The 21,159-nt window shown below is 72.6% G+C and carries 22 protein-coding genes and 1 pseudogene; 9 read left to right on the top strand and 14 right to left on the bottom strand.

The features are described 5' to 3' along the window. Nucleotides 1-5: 5 nt before the first annotated feature. Entirely contained in the window at nt 6-992 is a 987-nt protein-coding gene (locus QF034_RS17165; RefSeq protein WP_307175798.1) for an ArsR/SmtB family transcription factor, read from the bottom strand. A gap of 72 nt (nt 993-1,064) precedes the next feature. On the opposite strand from QF034_RS17165, the gene QF034_RS17160 reads away from it, so the two are divergent. Then, nucleotides 1,065-2,252 carry an MFS transporter gene (locus QF034_RS17160; RefSeq protein WP_307175796.1) on the top strand — a complete coding sequence of 396 codons (1,188 nt, stop codon included), beginning with the start codon at nt 1,065-1,067 and terminating at the stop codon, nt 2,250-2,252. A 43-nt stretch (nt 2,253-2,295) separates the two neighbouring features. Here QF034_RS17160 and QF034_RS17155 read toward each other — a convergent pair whose 3' ends face one another. The 6 genes from QF034_RS17155 to QF034_RS17130 form a co-directional block, all read right to left on the bottom strand. Further along, nucleotides 2,296-2,769, bottom strand: coding sequence for a MarR family winged helix-turn-helix transcriptional regulator (locus QF034_RS17155; protein ID WP_307175795.1), 474 nt, complete (start codon nt 2,767-2,769; stop codon nt 2,296-2,298). Between the two features lie 36 nt (nt 2,770-2,805). Continuing rightward, nucleotides 2,806-3,504 carry a hypothetical protein gene (locus QF034_RS17150; protein WP_307175794.1) on the bottom strand — a complete coding sequence of 233 codons (699 nt, stop codon included), beginning with the start codon at nt 3,502-3,504 and terminating at the stop codon, nt 2,806-2,808. Between the two features lie 50 nt (nt 3,505-3,554). Further along, nucleotides 3,555-4,346: an SAM-dependent methyltransferase gene (locus QF034_RS17145; RefSeq protein ID WP_307175793.1), complete on the bottom strand. Its 792-nt coding sequence runs from the start codon at nt 4,344-4,346 to the stop codon at nt 3,555-3,557. Between the two features lie 140 nt (nt 4,347-4,486). Beyond that, the gene (locus QF034_RS17140) at nt 4,487-4,981 is read right to left on the bottom strand and encodes a hypothetical protein (protein ID WP_307175792.1); all 495 of its coding nucleotides are present in this window, start codon (nt 4,979-4,981) and stop codon (nt 4,487-4,489) included. Nucleotides 4,982-5,013: 32 nt separating this feature from the next. After that, nucleotides 5,014-5,577, bottom strand: a complete 564-nt coding sequence (locus tag QF034_RS17135; protein ID WP_307175791.1) for a hypothetical protein — start codon at nt 5,575-5,577, stop codon at nt 5,014-5,016. Further along, on the bottom strand, nt 5,574-6,134 hold the full coding sequence (locus QF034_RS17130; RefSeq protein ID WP_307175790.1) for a DUF6461 domain-containing protein: 561 nt from the start codon (nt 6,132-6,134) through the stop codon (nt 5,574-5,576). Before QF034_RS17130 ends, QF034_RS17135 begins: the two co-directional genes overlap by 4 nt. 79 nt (nt 6,135-6,213) lie before the next feature. Between QF034_RS17130 and QF034_RS17125 the strand changes: the two genes are divergently transcribed. After that, nucleotides 6,214-7,446, top strand: a complete 1,233-nt coding sequence (locus tag QF034_RS17125) for an HNH endonuclease signature motif containing protein (protein WP_307175789.1) — start codon at nt 6,214-6,216, stop codon at nt 7,444-7,446. A gap of 93 nt (nt 7,447-7,539) precedes the next feature. Here QF034_RS17125 and QF034_RS17120 read toward each other — a convergent pair whose 3' ends face one another. Together QF034_RS17120 and xynA are read right to left on the bottom strand one after the other, a co-directional pair. Continuing rightward, complete coding sequence (locus QF034_RS17120) at nt 7,540-8,247, bottom strand: polysaccharide deacetylase family protein (protein WP_307175788.1); 708 nt, start codon at nt 8,245-8,247, stop codon at nt 7,540-7,542. A gap of 2 nt (nt 8,248-8,249) precedes the next feature. After that, on the bottom strand, nt 8,250-8,873 hold the full coding sequence (xynA, locus tag QF034_RS17115) for an endo-1,4-beta-xylanase XynA (protein ID WP_307179898.1): 624 nt from the start codon (nt 8,871-8,873) through the stop codon (nt 8,250-8,252). A 491-nt stretch (nt 8,874-9,364) separates the two neighbouring features. Here xynA and QF034_RS17110 point away from each other — a divergent pair, with 491 nt between their 5' ends. The 3 genes from QF034_RS17110 (at nt 9,365) to QF034_RS17100 (ending at nt 12,038) form a co-directional block, all read left to right on the top strand. After that, nucleotides 9,365-9,865, top strand: a complete 501-nt coding sequence (locus tag QF034_RS17110) for a DUF7010 family protein (protein ID WP_307175787.1) — start codon at nt 9,365-9,367, stop codon at nt 9,863-9,865. 25 nt (nt 9,866-9,890) lie between these two features. Further along, entirely contained in the window at nt 9,891-10,460 is a 570-nt protein-coding gene (locus tag QF034_RS17105; protein WP_307175786.1) for a hypothetical protein, read from the top strand. 213 nt (nt 10,461-10,673) lie between these two features. Beyond that, complete coding sequence (locus tag QF034_RS17100; protein WP_370880948.1) at nt 10,674-12,038, top strand: M20 metallopeptidase family protein; 1,365 nt, start codon at nt 10,674-10,676, stop codon at nt 12,036-12,038. On the opposite strand, the pseudogene QF034_RS17095 reads toward QF034_RS17100, so the two are convergent. Continuing rightward, nucleotides 11,939-13,550, bottom strand: a pseudogene (locus QF034_RS17095) (CocE/NonD family hydrolase); the annotation flags it as partial. The gene QF034_RS17100 and the pseudogene QF034_RS17095 sit on opposite strands and share 100 nt — an antisense overlap. A 119-nt stretch (nt 13,551-13,669) precedes the next feature. On the opposite strand from QF034_RS17095, the gene QF034_RS17090 reads away from it, so the two are divergent. Further along, complete coding sequence (locus QF034_RS17090; protein WP_307175785.1) at nt 13,670-14,389, top strand: TetR/AcrR family transcriptional regulator C-terminal domain-containing protein; 720 nt, start codon at nt 13,670-13,672, stop codon at nt 14,387-14,389. 50 nt (nt 14,390-14,439) lie between these two features. Here QF034_RS17090 and QF034_RS17085 read toward each other — a convergent pair whose 3' ends face one another. After that, nucleotides 14,440-15,855, bottom strand: a complete 1,416-nt coding sequence (locus tag QF034_RS17085; RefSeq protein ID WP_307175784.1) for an MFS transporter — start codon at nt 15,853-15,855, stop codon at nt 14,440-14,442. A gap of 243 nt (nt 15,856-16,098) precedes the next feature. Here QF034_RS17085 and QF034_RS17080 point away from each other — a divergent pair, with 243 nt between their 5' ends. Further along, a complete protein-coding gene (locus QF034_RS17080; RefSeq protein WP_307175783.1) occupies nt 16,099-17,016 on the top strand; it encodes a helix-turn-helix domain-containing protein in 918 nt (305 codons plus the stop codon). A 50-nt stretch (nt 17,017-17,066) separates the two neighbouring features. Here QF034_RS17080 and QF034_RS17075 read toward each other — a convergent pair whose 3' ends face one another. The 3 genes from QF034_RS17075 to QF034_RS17065 are packed head-to-tail and all read right to left on the bottom strand — an operon-like array spanning nt 17,067 to nt 19,034. Continuing rightward, the gene (locus QF034_RS17075) at nt 17,067-17,969 is read right to left on the bottom strand and encodes an alpha/beta hydrolase family protein (protein WP_503167792.1); all 903 of its coding nucleotides are present in this window, start codon (nt 17,967-17,969) and stop codon (nt 17,067-17,069) included. Further along, on the bottom strand, nt 17,938-18,114 hold the full coding sequence (locus QF034_RS17070) for a hypothetical protein (RefSeq protein WP_307175781.1): 177 nt from the start codon (nt 18,112-18,114) through the stop codon (nt 17,938-17,940). Before QF034_RS17070 ends, QF034_RS17075 begins: the two co-directional genes overlap by 32 nt. Further along, on the bottom strand, nt 18,111-19,034 hold the full coding sequence (locus tag QF034_RS17065; protein ID WP_307175780.1) for a zinc-binding dehydrogenase: 924 nt from the start codon (nt 19,032-19,034) through the stop codon (nt 18,111-18,113). The genes QF034_RS17070 and QF034_RS17065 overlap by 4 nt, the downstream gene beginning before the upstream one ends. Before the next feature lie 89 nt (nt 19,035-19,123). On the opposite strand from QF034_RS17065, the gene QF034_RS17060 reads away from it, so the two are divergent. Together QF034_RS17060 and QF034_RS17055 are read left to right on the top strand one after the other, a co-directional pair. Continuing rightward, complete coding sequence (locus tag QF034_RS17060) at nt 19,124-20,044, top strand: LysR family transcriptional regulator (protein ID WP_307175779.1); 921 nt, start codon at nt 19,124-19,126, stop codon at nt 20,042-20,044. 436 nt (nt 20,045-20,480) lie between these two features. Next, nucleotides 20,481-21,122, top strand: a complete 642-nt coding sequence (locus tag QF034_RS17055) for a maleylpyruvate isomerase N-terminal domain-containing protein (protein ID WP_307175778.1) — start codon at nt 20,481-20,483, stop codon at nt 21,120-21,122. Nucleotides 21,123-21,159 lie beyond the last annotated feature (37 nt).

The following is a 21,159-nucleotide window of genomic DNA, read 5'->3' as shown; positions in this document are numbered from 1 at the left end:
GGATGCTAACTCCGGCCGGTGTCGGCCCGGCCGGTTCCGGCCTCCACCAGCACCTGCCCCGCCCCCGTCCGCGCATACAGCACGGACCGGCCCGCGCGGCGCCGCTCGACCAGACCGGCGTCCAGCAGCACCCTCAGATGCCGGCCGACCGAGCCGAGGCCCTGGCCGGTCACGGCGACCAACTGGCTGGTGCTCATCGGGGAGTCGAGAAGGACGAGCACCGTGGCCCGGGCGGCCCCGAGCAGCGCGCCGAGGCTCGCGGGGACGGTCCGGCCGCCGGGGTCGGCGAGCACGCCCGCGCACGCGTAGACCACCGCGTACCGGTCGGGCTCCTCCCAGGACACCCAGCCGGTCTTCGGGGTCACCGGCACGAACAGGAGCTCGGCGCCGGAGATCTCGCGGGGCGGGTACTCGTGCAGATTCACCTGGAGCCGGTTGTCGCCCAGCCACCGGGTCCGGCCCGGTCGCAACGCGTCCAGCACCGCCGCCCAGCCGCCCCGGCTCACCTGCGCGGTACGGGCGACCACGTCCGCCTCCAGCACCCGCCGGCGCCGGTCCCAGTCCGGCCGTACGGTCTCGGTCCAGACGTACGTCAGCAGGCCGGCCGCGCGCTCGGGGAGGTCGTCCCGGTCCAGGGCGGCGGGAAGCGGGCCGGCGAGGGAGGTCCGCAGATGGGCGCGGGCCTCGGCAGGGCGGGCCGCCCGCACCCGTGCCACCCCTTCCTCGAACGTCTCCTGGTCTCTCGGGGTGGGCGTGAGGAAGTCGGCGATCCAGAGCCGGCCCAGACCGGCGCGGACGAGCAGCGCGGTCACGGGGTCGGCGGCCATCCGGGCCCGGTAGCCGGGCAGGTGGTCGCGCAGCCAGGCCCGTTCGCCCGGGTGGGTGGGTGTGCCCCGGTGCAGCAACTGGAGGCAGGCGAAGGTCTCGGCGAGCGGGGAGAGCACGAACCGGCTCCCGGCCAGGGTGTCGGCGTTGATCTGCCACCAGCCCATGGGCACCCCCCCGACGTTTCGCACCTGCGCGAAACAATAACCACGCGATCCGGGCCGCCGGAGACTCCCCGCATGCGCAGTTACCGCGAACTGTTCCGTACCCCCGAGTTCACCCCGTTCTTCCTGGCCGCGTCGGCGCAGACGGTCGCCCAGACGATGGGCGAACTGGCGCTGGGCACCCTGGTCTACCGGGCGACCGGGTCGCCGCTGCTGTCCGCGGTGAGCATGTTCGGCTCGTCGCTGGTGCAGGTGCTGGGCGCGACGCTGCTGCTCTCGGCGGCCGACCGCCTGCCCCCGCGCGCGGCCCTGACGGCCCTGTCCCTGATCTTCGCGGCCGGCACGGCGGCACTGGCCCTGCCCGGCTTACCGATCTGGGGCCTCCTCGCGATCGTCCTGGCCATGGGGATGGCGAAGTCGGTGGGCGGGGGAGTGCGCTGGGGCCTGCTGAACGAGATCCTCTCCAAGGACGGCTATCTGCTGGGCCGCTCGGTCTTCAACATGATGAGCGGCCTCATGCAGATCGCCGGATACGCGACCGGCGGCGCGCTCGTGGCCCTGCTGTCCCCGCGGATCTCCCTGCTGGCGTCAGCCGCCCTCTACGTCCTGGCGGCCGTGGTCGTCCGCCTCGGCCTGACCGGCCGCCCGCCCCGTACGGCCGGCCGCCCCTCGGTGTCGGCGACGTGGCGCGCCAACGCCCTGCTCTGGTCGTCCGCACCCCGCCGCCGGATCTATCTGGCCCTGTGGATCCCGAACGGCCTGGTCGTCGGCTGCGAATCCCTCTACGTCTCCTACGCCCCCGACTCCGCCGGCACCCTGTTCGCCTTCGCGGCGCTCGGCATGCTGGCCGGGGACGTCCTGGTGGGCCGCCTGGTCCCACCGCGCCTGCGCCCCCGCCTGGGCCACCCCCTCCTGCTGCTCCTGGCCGCCCCGTACCTGCCCTTCCTCCTGCACCCGCCCCTCCCGCTGGCGGCAGCCGCCGTCACGCTGGCCTCGGTCGGCTTCGGCGCGAGCCTCGTCCAGCAGGAGCGCCTGGTGGCCCTGACGCCCGACACCCTCACGGGCCACGCCCTGGGACTGCACTCGGCGGGCATGCTCACGATGCAGGGCGTGGCCGCGACGCTCGCGGGCTCGGTGGCCCAACTGACCTCCCCGGCGGGGGCGATGACGGCGATGGCGACGGTGTCGGCCGGGGTGACGCTGGCCCTGATGGCGGCGGCGAGGCGGGAGCGGCGGGCGATGGCGCCGGTGGCGGGACAGTGAGCCGTTGTGGTGACCGGTCCGCTACTCGGCTGTGGCAGGTCCGCTACTCGACGCCGGGCACCTGCTCGGCCTCCACGAACACCGCGGGAACCTCGTTGTCGGCCACGACCCGCGACAGCAGGACGGCCAGCCGCTCCCGTTCGGCGCCGCTCAGTCCGGACGGCAGGGCCTCCATCCGGCGGCAGGTCTCGGCGTAGAACTTCTCGGCGAGCGCGGCGCCTTCCTCCGTCAGCCCCACCCGCACGGCCCGGCCGTCGCGCGGGTCGGCCTCCCGCCGCACCAGTCCGCGCCGCACCGTCCGGTCCACCAGCCCGGTCAGGCTCGACTTCGCCAGCCCGAGCGTCTCGCCGAGCTCGCCCATCCCGTACGGCCGCGGCATCAGCACGCAGAGGAGCTGCCCCTGCTGGGGTGTCAGCCCGTACGCCCGGCCGGCCTCCGCGTACACCCCGTCCACCAGGAACGCAGCCCGTACGAGCGCGGCGACCACCCCCACCTGCCCGGTTGCCCCTTTCCCCATCGGGTCAGAGTACCGACCGGTAGGTCCCCGCGCGGGTCACTCCTCCTCCTGGGCACTCTCCTCCGGGGCCCCGCCTTCGATGAGCCGTTCCGCGATGTCGTCGGCCCACTCCTGGGCCCAGCGGCGGAGCCCGGCGACGGCCTCGGCGTCGAGGCCGTGGGCGGTGAACGCGCTGTCGTCGAGCCAGTCCGTGCCGGTCAGCCGGGCCTGGAGGTCGGTGAGGTCGAAGGGCTCGGGGGTGTGCCGGCGGCCGAGCTCCTCCAGTTCCGGGTGGCTCCAGCGGGCCGAGGCGGCGTGTACGTCGACCAGGTCGCGGGCGAGCCCGCGGTCGGCCAGGTCCCGCACACGGGTGCCGACCAGGTCGTCGAGGGAGAGAGCCGGTCCGAGCCCGGTCGGCACGGGCGGGCGCCACAGCACCTCCTTGCGGACGCCGACCTCGTACTCCTCACCCGTCGCCGCGTCGGTGACGAGGAACTGGGCGGACAGCGGATCGCTCTCCAGTGACTGCACGAGCCAGCCGCGCGCCACCAGCCCCGTCCGGACGGTGTCGGCGATGCCGTCCATCCCGGCGGGGTGCTCGGTGGCGACGTCCACGTCCCGCCCGCCCCGCCGCACCAGCCCGTGCGCCAGCACGGCGTACCCGCCCGCGAGGACGAGGCCGTACGCCTCACCCACCGCGAGAAGATCACCGACGAGCCGCCGGACGGGCTCGGGGACGGGGGGTGGTGCGGACATGTCCTTGATTATCGCCGGGCGGCCTCTCAGGGGCGCGGGGAACTGATCCCCTACGGCTTGCGGCCGACGCCGCAGTACGCGTCCACACCCTCGGCGACATCGGCGGGCTCCGCCCGCCACTGCGGCACCCGGACCACGCCCGGCTCCACCAGCTCCAGCCCGTCGAAGAACCCGGCGATCTCGGCAACCGGCCGGACGTAATACGGCACGGCCCCACTCGCGTTGTAGGCCTCCGACGCGGCGATCATGCCCTCACTCGTCGCGGTGCTGTCGCTGATCACCAGGTGGCTCCCGGCCGGCAGCCCGGCCATGAGCCGCCGCACCAGCTCCCGCGCCTGCTCGTAGTCGGCGACATGCCCCAGCGTGTTGAGGATCATCAGGCCGACCGGCCGGGACAGGTCGAGCGTGCCCGCGGCCGCCTCCAGGACCGCCTCCGGGTCGTACAGGTCGGCGTCCAGATAGGCGGTCCTGCCCTCGGGCGTGCTGGTGAGCAGGGCGTTGGCGTGGGCCAGCACGATGGGGTCGTTGTCGACGTACACGATCCGGGAGTCCGGTGCCACGCGCTGGGCGACCTCGTGCGTGTTGTCGGCGGTCGGCAGCCCGGTGCCGACGTCCAGGAACTGCCGCACACCCTGCTCGACGGCCAGGTACCGGACGGCCCGGCCCAGGAACCGGCGGCTCGTGACCGCCACGTCGACCAGGCCCGGGAAGATCGACTTGATCTGGTCGCCGATCTCGCGGTCGACCTCGTAGTTGTCCTTGCCGCCGACGAAGTAGTTCCAGAAACGGGCCGAGTGCGGCTTGGACGTGTCGATACGCACACGCAGGCTGTCGTCGGGCATGGCGGGGCCTCCTGGGGGGTGGGGAAGGGGGACCGGTCCACCAACCTAGGTGAACTCCCCGACCGGATACGGATGTTGTCCGCCCCACCCACCGCTCCCCCGTGGGGTTTCGGCCACGTGGAAGAGAGCCGCGCCGCCCGTCACACCCCGCCGGAGGCGAAACCGCCCAGGCGCCGGCCGCCGGCCCCGCCGTCGATGCCGTGCCGCCGCGTGGCCAGCCAGACGCCGCGCCCCACTGCCCACAGGACGAGGCCGGCGGCGACCGGCGTACCGAACATGAGCACCAGCCCGGCACCGATGTTGGCCCCGACGACCCCCGCCGTCAGGATCCGCCACCCCACACCGGCCATGAGGCCGACGACCACGAGCGGCCCGAGGACCCCCCACCAGCGCCGGTCCATCGCGCCACGCCGCGCACCCCGTACGAGCACCGCGCCACCGATCCCCGCCAGCACCAGCGCGATCCCGCCGACGGCGGCGGCCACACCGTCCCCGATGTCCCACGGCTGGAAGGCGTGGTCGAGCTCGCTCGCAGGCAACCCGTCGTAGTCCTGCCGGCCCATCAGCCCCCAGGCGGCGACAGGCACCCCGAGAACGAGCGCGACCCCGGCCGAAAGCATGCCCCGTGTCTTCATACGGCCATGGTCACGTGGGCGGGGCGGGGCCGTCATGAGCACCCGTACTCAAGTAGTGCGGCGGGCAGCCCGAAGTGCTCGGCGATGACGCGGATGGTGTGGCTGCCGTCCGGGTTGAAGTCCGGGGCGGTGTCGTAGCGGGTGGTGCGCCCGACGATCCCCTGCTCCAGGAACTGCCGTATGAACAGGTCGGCCTGGCTGCCGAAGCGGCGGGACTCGCGACGCGCGCCGACGTTGAAGATGCAGACGGCGAAGCCGCCGCGGCTGTAGGCGAACTGGTACGGATGCTCGGCGCAGTGGGGCACCGCGTACCGGTCGCCGCACGAGCAGGCGGGTGTGGACGCCAGGAACACCATGTCGACGTTCCGCCGGTCGCGCACGCGGTCCTGGTACCGGAAGCCGGTGATGTACTGGCCGAGCTGCTGGACGGCGCCGCCGTCCGGGGTGGTGTCCGGGTGGTGCGTCAGCCAGGCCCAGCCGTCCGCCGTGCCGGAGGCCGCGGGCGGCAGCCCCGCCTCGCTGAAGAAGCCGGTGAGGTCGGCCGGGGGAATCCCCCGGCAGAAGGTGAGGAAGGCGGCGGGCGCGAGCCAGGTCACCGGTCCGTCATCTCCGGGGACAGCGGCGGCGAGGGCAGGGCGAAGAAGCCGGCGACCGCCCGGACGATGCGGTTGTGATCCTCGTAGTAGTGGTCGAAGCAGTCGTGCCCGCCCTCGTCCGCCTCCGCGCACCCGGCGTCCGGCCCGATCAGCTTCGCGGCCAGCAACTCGGCGGACAGGTAGTCGGGGTTGTCCCCCGGCCGCTGCGTCAGGTCCTCGAAACTGAACCAGGTGATCAGCCGCCCGTCCCGGTAGTACTCGAAATGCGGCGCGTGCCCCTTGGCACTGCACGGCTCGGTCACGAACACGACGATCTCGGCGCCCGCGGATATCTCCCCATAGGGCACGGGGTCGAAGTCCTCGATCTCGACGTTGACCATGTCGTGGACGCCCCACACCCACCCACCCCCCTCCCCGCTCACCAACGGCTCCCGCCGCAGCCGGCGCAACCCCTCGGCAAGCGCGTCCAGCCCCATCCCGCGCGCGAACACGAGATTCACCTCGTCGTGCCAACCGGATTCCAGAACCGCGCTGGACACATGCATCCATTCAGGCATGCGGCGCATCGTAGGACCGGGCACTGACAACGGGCCGGAGAACCCTGCGCTGTCAGACCCGTCGCATAGGGTTCCCGGCATGGCACTCGCGGACATATCGCGCGTCGAGATCGAGAAGGCGATCGAGGAGTGTGACCGGCTCGGGCGGGACGCCTTCCTGAAGAGCTACGGGTTTCGCCGTGCGCGCCGCTACCTGCTGGCGCACGAGGGCAGGCACTACGACTCCAAGGCGATCGTCGGGGCGGCACACGGCTTCCTGCCCGGCGAACGGCCCCTCGCCCCCGACGCGAAGGGTTTCTCCGGCGGCGCCGAGCACGCCGCCCGACTCCTCGGACGCCTCGGCTTCGAGGTCGTCGAGGAGTCCGGGGCGAGCGCTCCGCCCCACGACGAGTTGATCTCCCGGATCACCCACCTGAAGGTGAACGGTTCCGCAAGCCGCCGGGCCCTGTACAAACCGATCGCGTTGCTGTGGGCCATGGGACGGGCCCTCCGGGGCGAGCCCCGGCTCCTTCCCTGGTCAGAGACCGAGGAAGCGCTCAAGGGGCTGTTGGAGAGGCACGGGGCGAGGGGCGAGCGCCTGCGCCCCGACTACCCGGTCGCGTCTCTCCACCGCGACGGCATCTGGGAGGTGCGGGACTGCCCGCGCCCGGTACCCACCGCTCACGGCGACGCCCGGCTGAAGCGATGGTTCGCCACGCATCAGCCACTCGGCGGCCTCGCCGAACCCGTGTACGAGCGGTTCCGGCACTCCGCGGTGACCCGTCTCGCCGTCCTCGACGAGCTCCTCGGCACGTTCTTCGAGGACCTCGACCCGGATCCGCTCCTCGCCGACGTGGGCCTGGACGACGTGGAGTCGGCCGAACCGCACACCCCGCAGGACCGCGCACCGGAACAGTGGCTCATCACCGCCGCCGAGTACGAACGCGGTTGCAGGCTCGTCGAGGAACAGGAATCCGAGACCCACGGCCGCCGGGTCTCCCGGACCACCCGCAGCCCGGTCCGTTCCCGGGCCGCCCGCTATCTGGTCCTGAGCCGCAGCGGCGGCCGCTGCGAGAACCCCGGCTGCACGGGCCAGCCGGCCGACGTCACCGACCGCGAGCACCCGATCCTCGAGGTCGACCACGTCGTCGACCTCGCCCTGGGCGGTCGCGACCACCCCAGCCAGATGGTGGCCCTCTGCCCCAACTGTCATGCGGTGAAGACCCGAGGGCGTACCCGGGAGGCACTGCGCGAGACCCTGCTCAAGGTGGCGATGGAGCGACACGCCGCCGGCGGCACCGACGGAGCCGCTCCTCCCGGGCCCCCGCTCTAGAACCCGGGGTGGCGCGACGGCACTTGTCGCCGTCGCGCCGGAAGGGCGGTGTGTGCTCCGCGTGTTCCCGCGGTGTTCTCCGAGGCCGTTCGCTCAGCCGGGAGCCACCGCGCGGCCCGTCTGCGGGGAGATCATTCCCGCGCACAGGCCACGGGACGTCAGGCCCCGGGCGATGCGGGGGATCGCTGCGAGGGTGTTGGCGGACCAGTCGTGCATGAGGATGGTCTGGCCGTTGGTGAGGCGGGCGGCGGCCTGGACGATCGCTTCCGTGCTCGCGCCGTTCCAGTCCTGGGAGTCGACGTCCCAGATGATCTGGGTCAGGCCGTGGCGGGCCGCGACCGACTTGACCGTCGCGTTGGTCTCGCCGTACGGGGGGCGGAACAGTTTCGGTGTGCCGCCTCCCGCGTTGGCGACGGCCTGCTGGGTCCGGGAGATCTCGGAGTCGATCTGGGACTGGCTCAGACCGGTCAGGTGCGGGTGGGTGTAGCTGTGGTTGCCGATCCACATGCCGGCGGACACCTGGGCCCGGACCAGGGACGGGTTGGCGGCCGCGTGCTGGCCCTGGTTGAACATCGTGGCCCGCAGCCCGTTCTGGCGGAGTGCGTTGAGCAGTCCGGTCGTGTTGCCGGACGGGCCGTCGTCGAAGGTGAGGCCGACGTATCCGGTGCAGGCGGCGGCCCGGGACGGGGCGGCGACCGCGGTGGTGGCGGTGGTGGCCGTGAGGGCGGCGGCTGCGGCCGTCGTGAGGACCGTCAGTCTCGTGAGCAGGGCGCGGAACGAGGACGGTGGTGTGGTTCCCATCGTCAGCGCACCGTGATGCTGGAGTTGCCGCTGCTCTGGTAGCCCTCGGTCGCCATGATCATGTAGTACTTGAAGTTGCCCAGGGGCATGCCGGCCCGGGCCCAGGCGTCGAAGTGGTTGCCGGCCGTGATGGTGCCGCCGGTCCTCCTGGACTGCCGGACGCTCCAGTACTGGTCGAAGGTCCGCGTGCCCTCGACGGACGGGGCGTTGTACCGGGTCGTCTTGTAGATGTCGTACGTACCGCCGTCGCTGGTGACGGTGCCCTTGTACTGGCCCGTGGGCCGGTACGTGCCCCAGTTGTCGACGATGTAGTACTCGACCAGCGGGTTCGCCGTCCAGCCGTAGAGGGTCAGGTAGGCGTTGCCGGACGGGTTGAACGTGCCGGAGTAGTTCACGGTGCGGCGGGCGCCGTTGCTCCAGCCCTTGCCGGCGACGAAGTTGCCGGTGTTCCGCCATGAGGTGCTGTACTTGCCGCCGGACGACAGCGTCATGGAGACCGTGCCCGGGGCGTCGGTCCAGAAGGAGTAGAAGTAGCCGTTGTCGGTGCCCGTCTTGTTGCTGGTGACGACCGTGTCGGCGTGGGCGGTGCCCGGCATGGCGATGGTGGCGAAGGCGACCAGCAGCATGGTGCAGGTGCTGCTGATGAGCAGCCGTAAGCGGCTCGATGACTTCTTCATGGGGGTGCTTCCTCCTCGTCCTCGTGGGGGTCGGTCGATGGGGAGCCTGTGTCTTCGGGAGTGTTGGCCGGGCCCTGTCAACTGTCAATGGTTTCGGTGAGAGTTTCGAAATATTCGTCGGCTGTCGTGGGGCGGGCGTAGGGGTTTCGCCCAGGTCAATCGGTATTTTGGCGGCTGGGTGGGTGGCCGGTCCGGCGAGCCATCTGCCCATCTGACACGGAGGGCAGGGTTCCGGTAGCCGAATGTTTCGCGGCGTTTCCGGATCGGGTGGGCGGCCGGGTCCATCGCCTGAGGGCTGGCCGAAAACCGTTCAAAAGACGGCAGTTGGGCGCGTGTATTCTCCGCGAGTGACACCTACGTCCCCGGCAACACCCACCCCTTCCACCACGGACGCCGAGTGCCTCGCTCTCACCCGTAGCCTGCGCCGCAGGGGAACGCTCGTGCTCTCCGTGTTCGCCCTGGTGTGGGCCGTCGCGGCGGCCTCCGGGACCGGTTCGGCGACGGACGTCGCCCCGCTGGGCATCGAGGTGGCGGCGCTCGTGCTCACGGCGGCGGCGATCTACCTGGGATACCGCAAGGACGCCCCGCCCTCGCCCCGCACGGTGAGCCTGCCGGCGAACTGGGCGCGCGGCGTGGGCATCGTCAACTCCGTCGAGCTGGTGGCCGTCTTCGCCGTCATCGCCGTGTCCAACGCCTCGGGCCACCCCGAGGCCGTCCCCGCGGGCATCGCCCTCGTCGTGGGACTGCACTTCTTCCCGCTCGCCCGGCTGTACGACCAGTGGCAGTACCGGTGGACGGCGGCGCTGCTGACGGCCGTCGCGGTCACCGGCTTCGTCCTCGTCGCGGCCGGCCTGGCGAGCGAGACCGTGCGGATCGTGGTCGGCCTGGGCAGCGCGGTGGTGCTGTGGGCCTCGTCGTACCACCTGGCCGTACGCGGCTGACGCCGCCTGCGGAGACGGCGCGCAGATGATGCACGAGAGCGAGGACATCGAGCAGGAGAGGAGCCGGCTGTCGCACGGGTCGGCATCAGAAGACGCGCCCCCCGTTCTGTGCGCCTTCGACCTGCGGACGAGCTGCCCGGTCGACGAGTTCGGCCTCAGGGTGCGTTCCGTGCTGGACCCCGCCCTTCACCTGGCGCTCTCGCAGCCGTTCGAGGGCGAGGACCTCCCTGTCGGCGGGATTCCGGACTGGTTCGTCGCCGCGGGCCGGGGAGGGACCGGGCCGGTCCCCGACTTCGCGGCCCGGGGCAGGGAGCGCTACACGGCCGCGGTCGGGCAGGGCCCGTGGGACGTGCAGGAATGGCTGTACCAGTTCGACCCCGAATCCGAATTCCGAGGGTGGGCCTGGTGGCACCTGACCCGCTCGGGGGACCGCCGGGCGCGGATCTGGGTCGACTCATGGGGCGAGTCCTTCTTCGCCTGCGACGAACTCCGCTGGCTCGCCTACGTCTCCGGTGCCGAGGACGTCAGCGGTCCGGCCTTGGTGAAGTCCGCTGCTCTCGTCATCCCGGAGCACATCTCACCCGGTGGCGCGTGAAGCGGCCGGGCCCAGGGGTCGGGGGCTGTCCCCACCCACGAGCGGTGGCTCGCCGGATGGGCGACGGCATGCGCGAGAAGTGATCGTGTACCCACGGGTTTCCGCGACGGGCTTCCCGCTCGCCGGGCGACCCACGAAGACCGATCACAAGGGAGAAACGTGAAGCGTCCCACGGAGCACGCTCTGGCCCGCCGCACGCTGCTGGCGGCCGGCATGGCGGCGGCAGCCGGTGCCGGAACCGTGTGGGGTACGGCAGGGAAGGCCGCCGCCGGCGAGTGGAGGGGACCGGTGGGGAACGGGCCGGTGGAAGCCGAAGTGACGCGCCTGGAAGCCGGGTTGATCGAGCTGCGGCGGGACCTCCACCGGCACCCCGAGCTGCCGGGGGAGGAGCGTCGTACCGCGGACGTGGTGGCCCGGGAACTGCGGGCGGCCGGGCTGACCGTCACCACCGGGGTCGGCGGCCACGGTGTGGTCGGCGTCCTGCACGGCACGCGCCCGGGCCGGACGGTCGCGTACCGGGCGGACATGGACGCCGTGCCGCCGAAGGACATCGTCGGGGGCGGCCAGGCCGCGGCCCACCTCTGCGGGCACGACATCCACACGACGGTGGCCCTGGGCGTCGCCACGGTCCTGGCACGGCTGCGGCAGCACCTGAGCGGCACGGTGGTGTTCCTCTTCCAGCCCGCCGAGGAGAGCCTGTCCGGAGCCCGCGCGATGATCGAGGCGGGCGTGCTGGAGCGCACCCGCGTCGAGGAGATCCACGCGCTGCACTGCGGGCCCTTCCCCGTCGGCCGGTTCGCTGTGACCGGGGGCTACGGGATGCCCGGCCAGGACAAGGCGGAGGTGACGCTCCAGGGCCCGGACGCACCCGAGGCGGCACGGCGCCTGGCCGCCGACATCGGGGCGCTCGCCACGGTGACACCCCCGCAGACGCCCGCGGACATCGAGCGGATGGTCACCGACGCCCGGACGCCCGACGGCCCGTTCGCCCGCTTCGTCGCGCTGCGGGCCTCGGCACAGGACACCAAGGTGAGCGTGTCCTACCGCTGTTGGCCGCGGGAGCGGTACACGGAGATACGCGGGGAGATCCGCCGGCTGGCGACGTCGTACGCGGGAGCCGCCGTGAGCTTCCCCGCCGAGCCGTTCCCGGCCCTGGTCTGCCCGGAACCCGACGCCCGCGCGCTCGCCCGCCATCTGCGCCGCGCACCGGGCCGTGACCCGGTCGTCACGCTCCACTCCGCGTTCCCGCCCTTCAGCGGCGAGGACTACGCCCTCTACCTGGACCGCGTCCCCGGCACCTACACCTTCCTCGGTGTCCGTGCCCCCGGCGCCCCCATCACCGCCGGCTACCCGCACTTCCCCGACTTCGCCCCGGACGAGCGGTCCATCGGCATCGGGGTGCGGGCGATGGCGGGGTGGCTGGCGCAGCGGAGTCACCGTCAGGGCGTCCCCGGAGGTCACGCAGTCCGGGACCCGTGGGGCAGCAGCAGCGTGGAGCCGGTGTGCAGCGTGACGCGTATCGGTGTGAAGTCGACGGCGTCCACCGGGGACTTGCCGGTCCCCGGGTTGCGGGCGTAGCGCGGATGGGCCCCCGCACTGATCTGCCAGCGGATCCGGTGCCCGGCCGGGAAGCGGTAGGCGGTGGAACTCATCCGCACGGTGACCTCCGAGGGGGCCTGCCCCACCGTCTCCAGCCGGGCCAGCCCGTCGCAGACGTTGATGGAACGGCCCTGCGCGTCCACGTCGCACAGGCGGGTGAAGACATCGGCGTACCCGGTGTCCGTGGAGACGCTCAGCCGCGCGGAGACCGCACCGAGAAGGTCCACGGGTTCGGTCAGCGGTGGACCGGTGAAGGTCAGGACGTCCTCTCGCCCCTCCAGAGCGCTGTTGTCACGGGGACCGGCCGTGCGCGAGAGCAGGGGACCGCCGATGGACGGGGTGGGGTCGGCGGGGTCGTAGCGCAGGGAGGCCAGGGGGGCGGGGGGCCGTGCCGTTCACGCCGCCCCCGGACCCCGCGTCGGCTCGCTGGTCGAGATGCCCGTCCGCGGTCGGAACCCATGAGATGGTGCCGGCGGAGAGAGACGGCCAGTCGTCGAGGTCCCGCCACGCGTCCTCGCCGCCGACGTGCACCCGCACCCGCGTGGGACGCAGCCCGGACGGCTCGCCGCACAGGTGCGCACGCAGCCAGGCCAGGCTCTCGGCGAAGACCTCGGGCCAGCCCTGCTGCATGGCGGAGGTATGGGTCCACGGGCCGACGAGCAGGGCGGTGTCGCATCCGGCCTCGCGCAGCCGGGCGTACTGCTCGAAGCTCTGGTCGACCAGGGCGTCGTACCGTCCGGTGATCAGGCTCGTCGGGACGCGAAGCCCCTCGGCCGCCCGCGCCAGGGACGCGCCGTCCCAGTACGGGTCGCCGGCGTCCGGGTGCGCCATCACGTCGTCCAGCCACGGCACGTCTCCGAGCGCGGACGCGTACGCCCCGCGCAGCGGCCGTGCGGTGACGATGTCGCGCATACGGCGCTGGAGACGCAGCGTCGCCCCGGCGAACGGTGCGATCCCCCGGTGCTGGTACGCCATGCCCAGGCCGACGAGCAGGGCGTTCTCCAGCCGGAGAGCGCCGTCCGCGTAGAACAGGGCGTACGGGTCGTGCAGACCCACCTGCACCACCATGGCCTTCAGTTCCGGCGGCGGGTCGAGGGCGAGCGCCCACTGCACGTATCCCAGGTAACTGGGGCCGATCGTCCCCAACGTCCCGTCGAACCAGGGCTGTCGGCGCAGCCAGGACACCGTGGCCAGGCCGTCGGCGGCCTCGTTGCGCCACAGATCGAACGCGCCGCCCGAGCCGCCCGTGCCGCGGCAGCTCTGCAGGACCACGTGGAAACCCTGCTCGGCGAAGAGCATGCCGTACATGGGCGACCAGGGCAGGCCCCTGCCGTACGGCGAACGCACCAGGAGGGTCGGGAAGTCACCGGCCGTCCGGGGGAAGTAGTGGTCCGTGACCAGCGGACTGCCGTCGGCGGCCGGCACCACCAGGCCCGGCTCCCACCCCACGTCGTGCCGCTTGTCCGGCAGGCCGCGCCAGATCGCCCTCATCATCCGCGAGGACAACGGCGGCTTCCCACGTGATGCCATGGTTCCTCCTCTATTCTCGTACGTCGTACGAGAATAGAGGATGCTTGGATGGTGATGCACGGGACGGGAGGACGAAGACAGTGACGCGTGACGGCGGCGGGTCCGCAACCCCGGGGACCGACCCGCAACAGCTGTGGCTGAGCCCCGGGCAGCCCCGCAGGGGCCGCAGGCCGGGCTTCAGCCGCGAGGCGATCACGGCGGCCGCCGTGGCCCTGGCCGACGCGGAAGGGCTCGAAGCGGTCACCATGCGGCGGGTCGCCGCACAGGTCGGAGCCGGAGCCATGTCGCTCTACAGCTACGCCTCCGACAAGGAGACGCTGCTGGAGCTGATGGTCGACCACGTCAGCGGCGAACTGCCGGCGTCGGCTCCTCTCACCGGCGACTGGCGCGCCGACCTGAAGACCGTCGCCCACCGCCAGCGCGACCTGATGCTCCGCCATCCCTGGCTGCCCGCCGCCCTGTCCACCCGCCGCAGCCTGGGCCCCAACACCCTGGCGTTCCTGGAACACGCCCTCGCCGCCCTGCGCCCCACCGGTCTGGACGGTGCCGCGAAGCTGGAGGTCTTCGCCCAGCTCACCGCGTTCGTCGCCGGACATGTCACCTACGAGATCACGCAGGCGGCCGCGGCCAGGTCCCCCGACCGGGCCGCGGCGGAAGCCCGCTACCTCGCCACCGTCGCCGCGGACGGCCACCACCCGGAACTCGCCGAAGCCCTCGCGGCCCCCGCACGCACCGTCACCCCCGAGGCCACTTTCACCCGCTTCCTCAACCGCCTGGTCGACGGCCTCGCCACCGACTGATCCCGCTCCGCTTCCGCTGCTTCCGCCGCGAACAGGCCCCGGGGGCCGGATCAGCTGCGCGGCAGGAGGAGACGGGAGAGGACGGCCGTGGCGAACAGGAGAGCGGCGACGGCGAGCAGGCCGATGCGCATGCCCGGGAGGGAGAAGTCCCCGCCCGGGCCGGCGAGCAGACTGCCGAACAGGGCGACGGACAGCGCACCGCCGGTCTGGCGAAGGGAGTTGAGCAGCCCGGACGCGGTGCCCGCGCGCTCCTGCGGGACGGCGTCCATCAGCAGCGCGGTCACCGCGGGCACCGCGAGCGCCCCGCCGACGCTCAGCGGCAGCAGCAGCACGAGCACCAGCCACACCGGAGTGTGCGCGGCCAGCGGCAGCATGGCCAGCATCGCTCCGGTGAAGATCAGCTGCCCCGCGACGATCACCGGCCGCCGCCCGATCCGCTCCGCCAGCCGCGGTGACACCAGGTTGGTCGCCGTCACCACCGCCGACATCGGGACGAACATCAGCCCGGCCGCGATCGCCGACATTCCGCGCAACTGCTGGTAGTACAGCCCGAGCAGGAAGATCCCGCCGTAGAAGGCGGCGTTGACGGCGAAACCGACCGCGAGCGGGACGGCCACCCGGCGGTCCCTCAGCATGCCCAGCGGGACCATGGGCCGGCGGTGCCGGGCCTCCACCACGTAGAAGGCGTACCCGGAGGCGAGGGCGAGCGCGGCGGCGGCCGCCACGGGGCCGCTGGTCCAGCCGAGGCGGCCGCCCTCGATCACCGCGAAGGCCAGCCCGGCCAGGGCCAGTACGGCGGTGAGCTGACCGCCGCCGTCCAGTGCGGCGGGCCGGCGCGGGGAGCGCGGCACCCGCACCAGCAGGCCCAGGATCACCGCGCCCACCGGGAGGTTGAGCAGGAAGACCGCCCGCCAGCCGGCCGAGTCGGTGAGCAGCCCGCCCAGCACCGGGCCCGCGGCCATCGCCACCGACCCGCCGACCGTCCACAGCGCGATGGCGCGGGCACGCGCCCGGGAGTCGTCGTAGGCCTGCCGGATCAGCGCCAGCGAGGCCGGCATCACGATCGCGGCGGCTGCCCCCTGCGCCACGCGCGCACCGACCAGCACGCCGATGCCGGGCGCGAGCGCGCAGCCGAGCGAGGCGAGGGTGAACAGGGCGACGCCCCACGCGTAGGCGCGACGGGCGCCGATGCGGTCGGCGAGGGCGCCCGCGGAGAGCATCAGGGCCGCGAACATCAGGGTGTAGGCGTCGACCACCCACTGAAGCCCGGCCATCCCGCCGCTGAGGGAGTCCCGGATCGCGGGCAGCGCGATGTTCACGGCCGAGACGTCGACGGTGATCACGGTGAACCCGAGCAGCGAGGCGACCAGCGCGACGCCGCTCCGCCGTGGCACGGCGGGGCCCTCGGCAGGCGGCGACGCGGTTGTCCGGGCCGGGGACGAAGACGGGGCGCGGGTGGTCGGCATGAAGAACTCCTGGTGCAAGTGACGTCTCGACACAGTGACCGGGCGGGCGGCCGCAGTCCGTTTTCCGAGGCCGCGGACCGGTGTCGCGCACCCCCTGGGCCCCGGCGGCCGGGCCGCCCGCTCCGGTAGCTCAACTCTCCTCCCGCACGCGGCCGCCCGGCAGACCGCGCTGTACCCGGGGTGCGGTGTTCCAGGCCCTGACACGGCCCCCCACGCTCCTTGACCGCCTGGGACAATGGCCGGATGGCAGCAGCAGCGGATACGAGGGGCACGGAACTCGGCCGGTACCTGAAGGCCCGCAGGGCGCAGGTGCGCCCGGAGGACGTCGGTCTTCCGGCCGGCGCGGGCCTGCGCCGCACTCCCGGACTGCGCCGTGAGGAACTGGCCGCGCTGGCCGGAGTGAGTGTCGACTACTACATCCGCCTGGAGCGCGGCCGGGAGACCAACCCGTCCCCCGCCGTCGTGGACGCTCTCGGCCGCGCCCTGCGGCTGCGCGGCGACGGTTACGAACGCCTGCACGAGCTCGCGGAACTGGCCTCCGGCCGGCCCTCCGAGCTGCCGGCCTGCTCGGACCACACCGTCCGCGAGTCGGTCCTGCGGATGCTGGAGTCGGTGCGCCCGCTGCCCGCGTATGTGGTGAGCCGCTACAACCGCGTCCTGGCCGCGAACCCGCCGGGCCGACGGCTGATGCCCGGGCTCTGGGACTGGCCCGAGGACCAGCGCAACCTGACCCGCTACCTCTTCCTGCACCCGGTCGGCCGGACGCTCTACGAGCCGTGGGAGGAAACCGTCGCCCTCTCGGTGGCGCACCTGCGGGCGGTGGCCGGAGCCGACGCGGACGATCCCGAGCTGACCGCGCTCGTCGGCGAACTGGTGCTGAAGTCAGCGAAGTTCGCGCAGCTCTGGGAGCGGTACGACGTCTGCGAACGCGGCGGCGGACAGAAGTGCTTCCAGCACCCGAAGGTCGGCCCGATGACCCTGACCTACGAGGTCATGCGACTGGCCCGGACGGGCGGCCAGCGCATGGTGGTCTACCAGGCGGCCCCCGACACCCCGGACGAAACGGCCATGCTCCGCCTGGACCCGGCGAACACCCACCCGAAGCCGACCCCCGCGGAGCCCTCCGCCATTCCCTCCCCGGCCCACGCCTCGACCGGCTGACACCCGGCACCCTCGCCGTGCCGGGTGTCGGGTGTCGGGATCGGGTCGTCTCACCGGCGAGTGAGTGCTCCGCAGAGCCAGTCGGCCGCGGTGGGCAGCCAGTCGGGCCGGGCGTTGCCCAGGAGGTGATCGCCGTGCGGGACGAGCAGGTACTCGCCGTGCGGCGCCAGGCGGGCCAGCTCCTCCCCGTTGGTCACGCCGGGGATGACGTCGCGGCCGCCGTCCACGACCAGGAGCGGGCAGGCGATACGCGGCGCCGACGCGGACAGGTCGACGTGGCGGACGAAGTCGCGGGCCGCCTCGGGCCCTCCGGCCCGCCGGGTGAGGATGTCCCGCACGACGGGCGGGGCGGTGTCCCAGTCGAGGCGGAAGGGCCCGCTGACGGTGGCGGCAGCGGCCACGCGAGGTTCATGGGCGGCGCTCTCCGCGACGTAGTAGCCGCCCAGACTGAGCCCGATGAGCCCGACCCGGTCGACCCCGAGCGCGTCGATGACCCGGCCGATCACCTGGTGGTAGTCCGGCCGCACGGTGGTGGTGGCCGTGAGTACGCCCTGGCCGGGCCCGTCCATCGTGAACACGGCCACGCCCCTGTGCAGGAGGGCCGAGGTGACCGCGTGGAACTCCTCCTTGCCGGAGTCCAGGCCGGGGACCACGACCACAGTGGCCGGCGCGTCGGCGGGGCCGCGCAGCCAGCCGGTGAAGCCCGGCCCGTCGATCCTGCGGGCACCGGGTTCCAGGAGGGCCAGCGCGCGGCCCATGGCACGGTCCGCCTCAGCCGCGGCCAGGGCCTGGCCCCCATGCGGGGCGAGCGTAGCGATGTGAAACCAGCGCGCTGCCACCTGATAGTGCTCGCCCGCCGACAGCGGGGAGGCGGCCCGCTTCGCTCGGGCGACGTGCTCCTGTGCGGTACGGGCGAAGGCCTCACCCCCAGCCCTCGACGGATGCCAGTTCACCGGTGACGCGCTCGTACTCGTGCGGGTCGAGCCCGGCTCCCGTGGCACGCGTCATCTGGGCGGTGGCGAATGCGACGACGGATTCGCCGCCGGACTCGACTCCGGACTCGACTCCGGACTCGACGCCGGATTCGGCGGCGCTCATCGCACCGTCCCCGTGGTGAGGACGGCCTTGCCTCGAATACGGCGTTCCCGTAGGTCGACCAGTGTCGGCGCGGTCTGCTCCCAGCCGGCGACGAGGCCGATCTCCGGATGCAGCCGCCCGCCCTCCACCAGCCGCACCAGAGTGGTCAGGTCGGGGCCGTAGGGCGCACCGGCGTAGTGGAAGTGGCGGATCGTGGCCCCTTCGGGACCGCCGAGCAGGTCGAAGAAGTCGAGAGTCACCGGAGTGCGGCTGGCCTGGCCGAACCAGATCAGCGTGCCGCCCGGGGCCAGCTTCGACACAGCGACCGGCAGATGTGCGCCGCCGGTGGATTCCAGCACCACGTCGAACGGCCCCTGAGCCTCGGCCACCTTGTGCACGACCGCTGCCGCCCCCAACGCGCGCAGCCGCTCACCGCGAGACGGCGTGGCGGTCACCACGCTGACCTCCGCCCCTGCGGCTGCCGCCAGCTCCGTCACGTAGTGGCCGACACCGCCCGACGCACCGGTCACCAGGACCCGCCGCCCCACCACGCTGCCGGCCGCGCGAAGGAGCCGGAGCGCGGTGATCCCGGCCAGCGGCAGGGCCGCGGCCCGCACGGCGCCGATGTCGTCGGGCAGTACGGCGAGCGAGTGGGTGGGCACTGCCGCGTACTCGGCCCATCCGCCCTGCGCCGGATGCCCCACCACTCGGGTGCCGGTCTGCGGGCCCGACCCGTCGGCCGCGGCCTGCACCACCAGACCGGCGACATCTTTGCCGGGACACAGCCCCGCCCCCGGCTGCTCCAGAAGGAACGTCTCGCCCCGATTCGGCGAGAAGGCCTCAACCCTGATCAATGCCTCGTCCGGCTCCGGGACGGGCTGGGCGTCCTCCGCGAACGCGACCGGACGCGCCTGATTCCCCGTGGGGATCAATCTCTGCATGCGATGCATGAAACGGGCGGCGCTACCGAGGAATCCAACAAGGAAACGGAAACGCCCACAACTGTCGGTTGTCGCCTACGGTGACAGACGTGGATCTCGACTTGGCGCACGTTCGCGCCTTCGTACTCGCCGCACAGGAGCTGCACTTCGGACGGGCGGCCGAGTCACTGTCGATCTCGCAGCAGGGGCTGTCCAAACGGATCGCGCGGCTGGAGTCCCAGCTCGGCACCGACCTGTTCCTGCGCAGCGGGCAAGGGGTGCAACTCACCGAGGCGGGACGGCGCTTCCTGGGACCGGCCCGGCAGACGCTGGCCGTCGCGGACCAGGCCCTGGCCGCAGTGCGGGGCGAGCACCGTCCGCTACGGGTCGACGTCTGGGGCCACCTGTACGCGCCGATGCGGGCACTCGCCCAGGTCGCGGCGCGGACCGGCGAGCTGCCTCTGGAACTCGGACACGGCCGCGATCTTCCCTCGGTGGCGGCCGCACTGCTGCACGGCGACATCGACGCGGGCTTCGGGCGGGTCCATCCGCCCCTGCCTCCCGGACTGACACATCGTCTGGTGCGCCTTGAGCCGGTGGACGTCATCCTCCCCGAGACCCATCCGCTCGCGTCCGAGCCCGCGCTACGGCCCGAACAACTGCGGGACAGCGTGCTGTGGACTCCCGGGTCGCTGGACCGGCTCGACTTCCTGCACCGCTTCGCCGAGCAGTTCGCCATCCGGCACCACGCCGAGGCCCCCAACCTGGGCCTCGACCACTTCCTCACCGGCCTGACCGCGGACGCGCACCGCTTCTCCCTCATCCCGTCCGACGTGCCGCTTCCCCAGGCCCCCGGGGTCCGGTCCGTTCCCCTCGTCGACCCCACACCGCTGTACGCCTGGTCACTGCTGTGGCGCACCAACAACGGACATCCACTCCTGCGTGAACTCCTGAGCACTTTCACGACCCAGGCCGGCCGCAACCGCTGGCTGGAGTACGACCCGGCCCAGGACTGGCTGCCCGAACTGTGAGTGCATCGTCCTTGGGATCTCCGGCGCGCGGACCACGGTGCAGGTCGTCAGGGAGGAAGAGCACGCGGGCTACGTCCGGATCGGGGCCGAGGCCGGTCCAGGTGTCGCCGTCCGCCACCTGGTGTGTGTCGTAGGCGTCGAGCGCTTCTTCCCAGAAGATGGTGCTGCAGCTCAATACGACGCCCGCGGCGTCCACCGCGCACACCGGGATCTCCACTGAAACGACCGGCAGAGGCCCAGTCTGGGTCGCGCGACAAGTGAAGTGCAGCCAGTCCGGGCACTCGGGGCCTTGGGGTGCGGTCGCAGCTCCCAACCAGTGATCCGGGCGGTCAGGGGCAACATGCTCGTGCAGAGGGGCTAGCCGCAGCTGTGCGACCGCCGGTCCACGGCGTGGACGGACGAGCGGTCTGGATCTTGATTCTGGGACGATGCCCGCATGACTGATGGGATACGGAATGCGTATCTGGAGGCGGCCGAGACGGCCGTGGACCTGCTGGCCACCGAGCAGGTAGCCCACTGTTGGAAGGACGAGTCCGTGCTCGCCGGGATGTCGGTGGGCGGACTGGCCGGTCACCTTGCTCGGAGCGTCCTGCAGGTCGAGTGGTTCCTCGACGGCCAGGTGCTCGGCGCGGAACCGGTGTCGCCGGTGCGGTACTACGCGCGACTCGTCGGCACATCGAAGCCGGACTCGGCGCTGAATGCCGGGGTGCGTGCCCGTAGCGAGGAAACAGCAGCCGCTGGTCCCGCTGCCGTGGCTGAGCAGGCACGGGTGGCGTGGGAGCGGCTGACGCGACGGCTGAGCACGGAGCCGGTCGATCGACGGGTGGAAGTCCTCCACCGGCCGGGAGAGGAGATGCTGCTCAACGGCTACCTGCAGACCCGTTGTGTCGAGCTGGCGGTGCACATCGAAGACCTCGCGCTCAGCGTGGGCACTGATCACCGGGCACCCGACGCTGCTCTCGCCATAGCGGTGGACATCCTCGTCGCAGCCGCCCGCGACCGGCACGGGGACCAGGCCGTGTTGCATGCGCTGGCCAGGCGCGAGCGCGACGTTCACCAGGCCCTGCGGGTGCTGTAGCCCGGTCCCGCCTCAGGGGCGTCCCACCCGTTGTCGC

Origin of the sequence: Streptomyces africanus (assembly GCF_030816955.1) — a bacterium.
GTDB classification, from domain to species: domain Bacteria; phylum Actinomycetota; class Actinomycetes; order Streptomycetales; family Streptomycetaceae; genus Streptomyces; species Streptomyces africanus.
This window is presented reverse-complemented; position numbering and strand designations above follow the sequence as displayed.

What these genes read in the sequence shown, in the direction of transcription:
- QF034_RS17105 (WP_307175786.1), top strand. Translation starts at nt 9,891, where the DNA reads ATGATGCACGAGAGCGAGGACATCGAGCAGGAGAGGAGCCGGCTGTCG.
- QF034_RS17140 (WP_307175792.1), bottom strand. Translation starts at nt 4,981, where the DNA reads ATGAAGACACGGGGCATGCTTTCGGCCGGGGTCGCGCTCGTTCTCGGG.
- QF034_RS17160 (WP_307175796.1), top strand. Translation starts at nt 1,065, where the DNA reads ATGCGCAGTTACCGCGAACTGTTCCGTACCCCCGAGTTCACCCCGTTC.
- QF034_RS17070 (WP_307175781.1), bottom strand. Translation starts at nt 18,114, where the DNA reads ATGAGCGCCGCCGAATCCGGCGTCGAGTCCGGAGTCGAGTCCGGAGTC.
- QF034_RS17080 (WP_307175783.1), top strand. Translation starts at nt 16,099, where the DNA reads ATGGCAGCAGCAGCGGATACGAGGGGCACGGAACTCGGCCGGTACCTG.
- QF034_RS17065 (WP_307175780.1), bottom strand. Translation starts at nt 19,034, where the DNA reads ATGCAGAGATTGATCCCCACGGGGAATCAGGCGCGTCCGGTCGCGTTC.
- QF034_RS17155 (WP_307175795.1), bottom strand. Translation starts at nt 2,769, where the DNA reads ATGGGGAAAGGGGCAACCGGGCAGGTGGGGGTGGTCGCCGCGCTCGTA.
- QF034_RS17100 (WP_370880948.1), top strand. Translation starts at nt 10,674, where the DNA reads ATGGCGGCGGCAGCCGGTGCCGGAACCGTGTGGGGTACGGCAGGGAAG.
- QF034_RS17130 (WP_307175790.1), bottom strand. Translation starts at nt 6,134, where the DNA reads ATGCCTGAATGGATGCATGTGTCCAGCGCGGTTCTGGAATCCGGTTGG.
- QF034_RS17150 (WP_307175794.1), bottom strand. Translation starts at nt 3,504, where the DNA reads ATGTCCGCACCACCCCCCGTCCCCGAGCCCGTCCGGCGGCTCGTCGGT.
- QF034_RS17165 (WP_307175798.1), bottom strand. Translation starts at nt 992, where the DNA reads ATGGGCTGGTGGCAGATCAACGCCGACACCCTGGCCGGGAGCCGGTTC.
- QF034_RS17085 (WP_307175784.1), bottom strand. Translation starts at nt 15,855, where the DNA reads ATGCCGACCACCCGCGCCCCGTCTTCGTCCCCGGCCCGGACAACCGCG.
- QF034_RS17125 (WP_307175789.1), top strand. Translation starts at nt 6,214, where the DNA reads ATGGCACTCGCGGACATATCGCGCGTCGAGATCGAGAAGGCGATCGAG.
- QF034_RS17055 (WP_307175778.1), top strand. Translation starts at nt 20,481, where the DNA reads ATGACTGATGGGATACGGAATGCGTATCTGGAGGCGGCCGAGACGGCC.
- QF034_RS17120 (WP_307175788.1), bottom strand. Translation starts at nt 8,247, where the DNA reads ATGGGAACCACACCACCGTCCTCGTTCCGCGCCCTGCTCACGAGACTG.
- xynA (WP_307179898.1), bottom strand. Translation starts at nt 8,873, where the DNA reads ATGCTGCTGGTCGCCTTCGCCACCATCGCCATGCCGGGCACCGCCCAC.
- QF034_RS17145 (WP_307175793.1), bottom strand. Translation starts at nt 4,346, where the DNA reads ATGCCCGACGACAGCCTGCGTGTGCGTATCGACACGTCCAAGCCGCAC.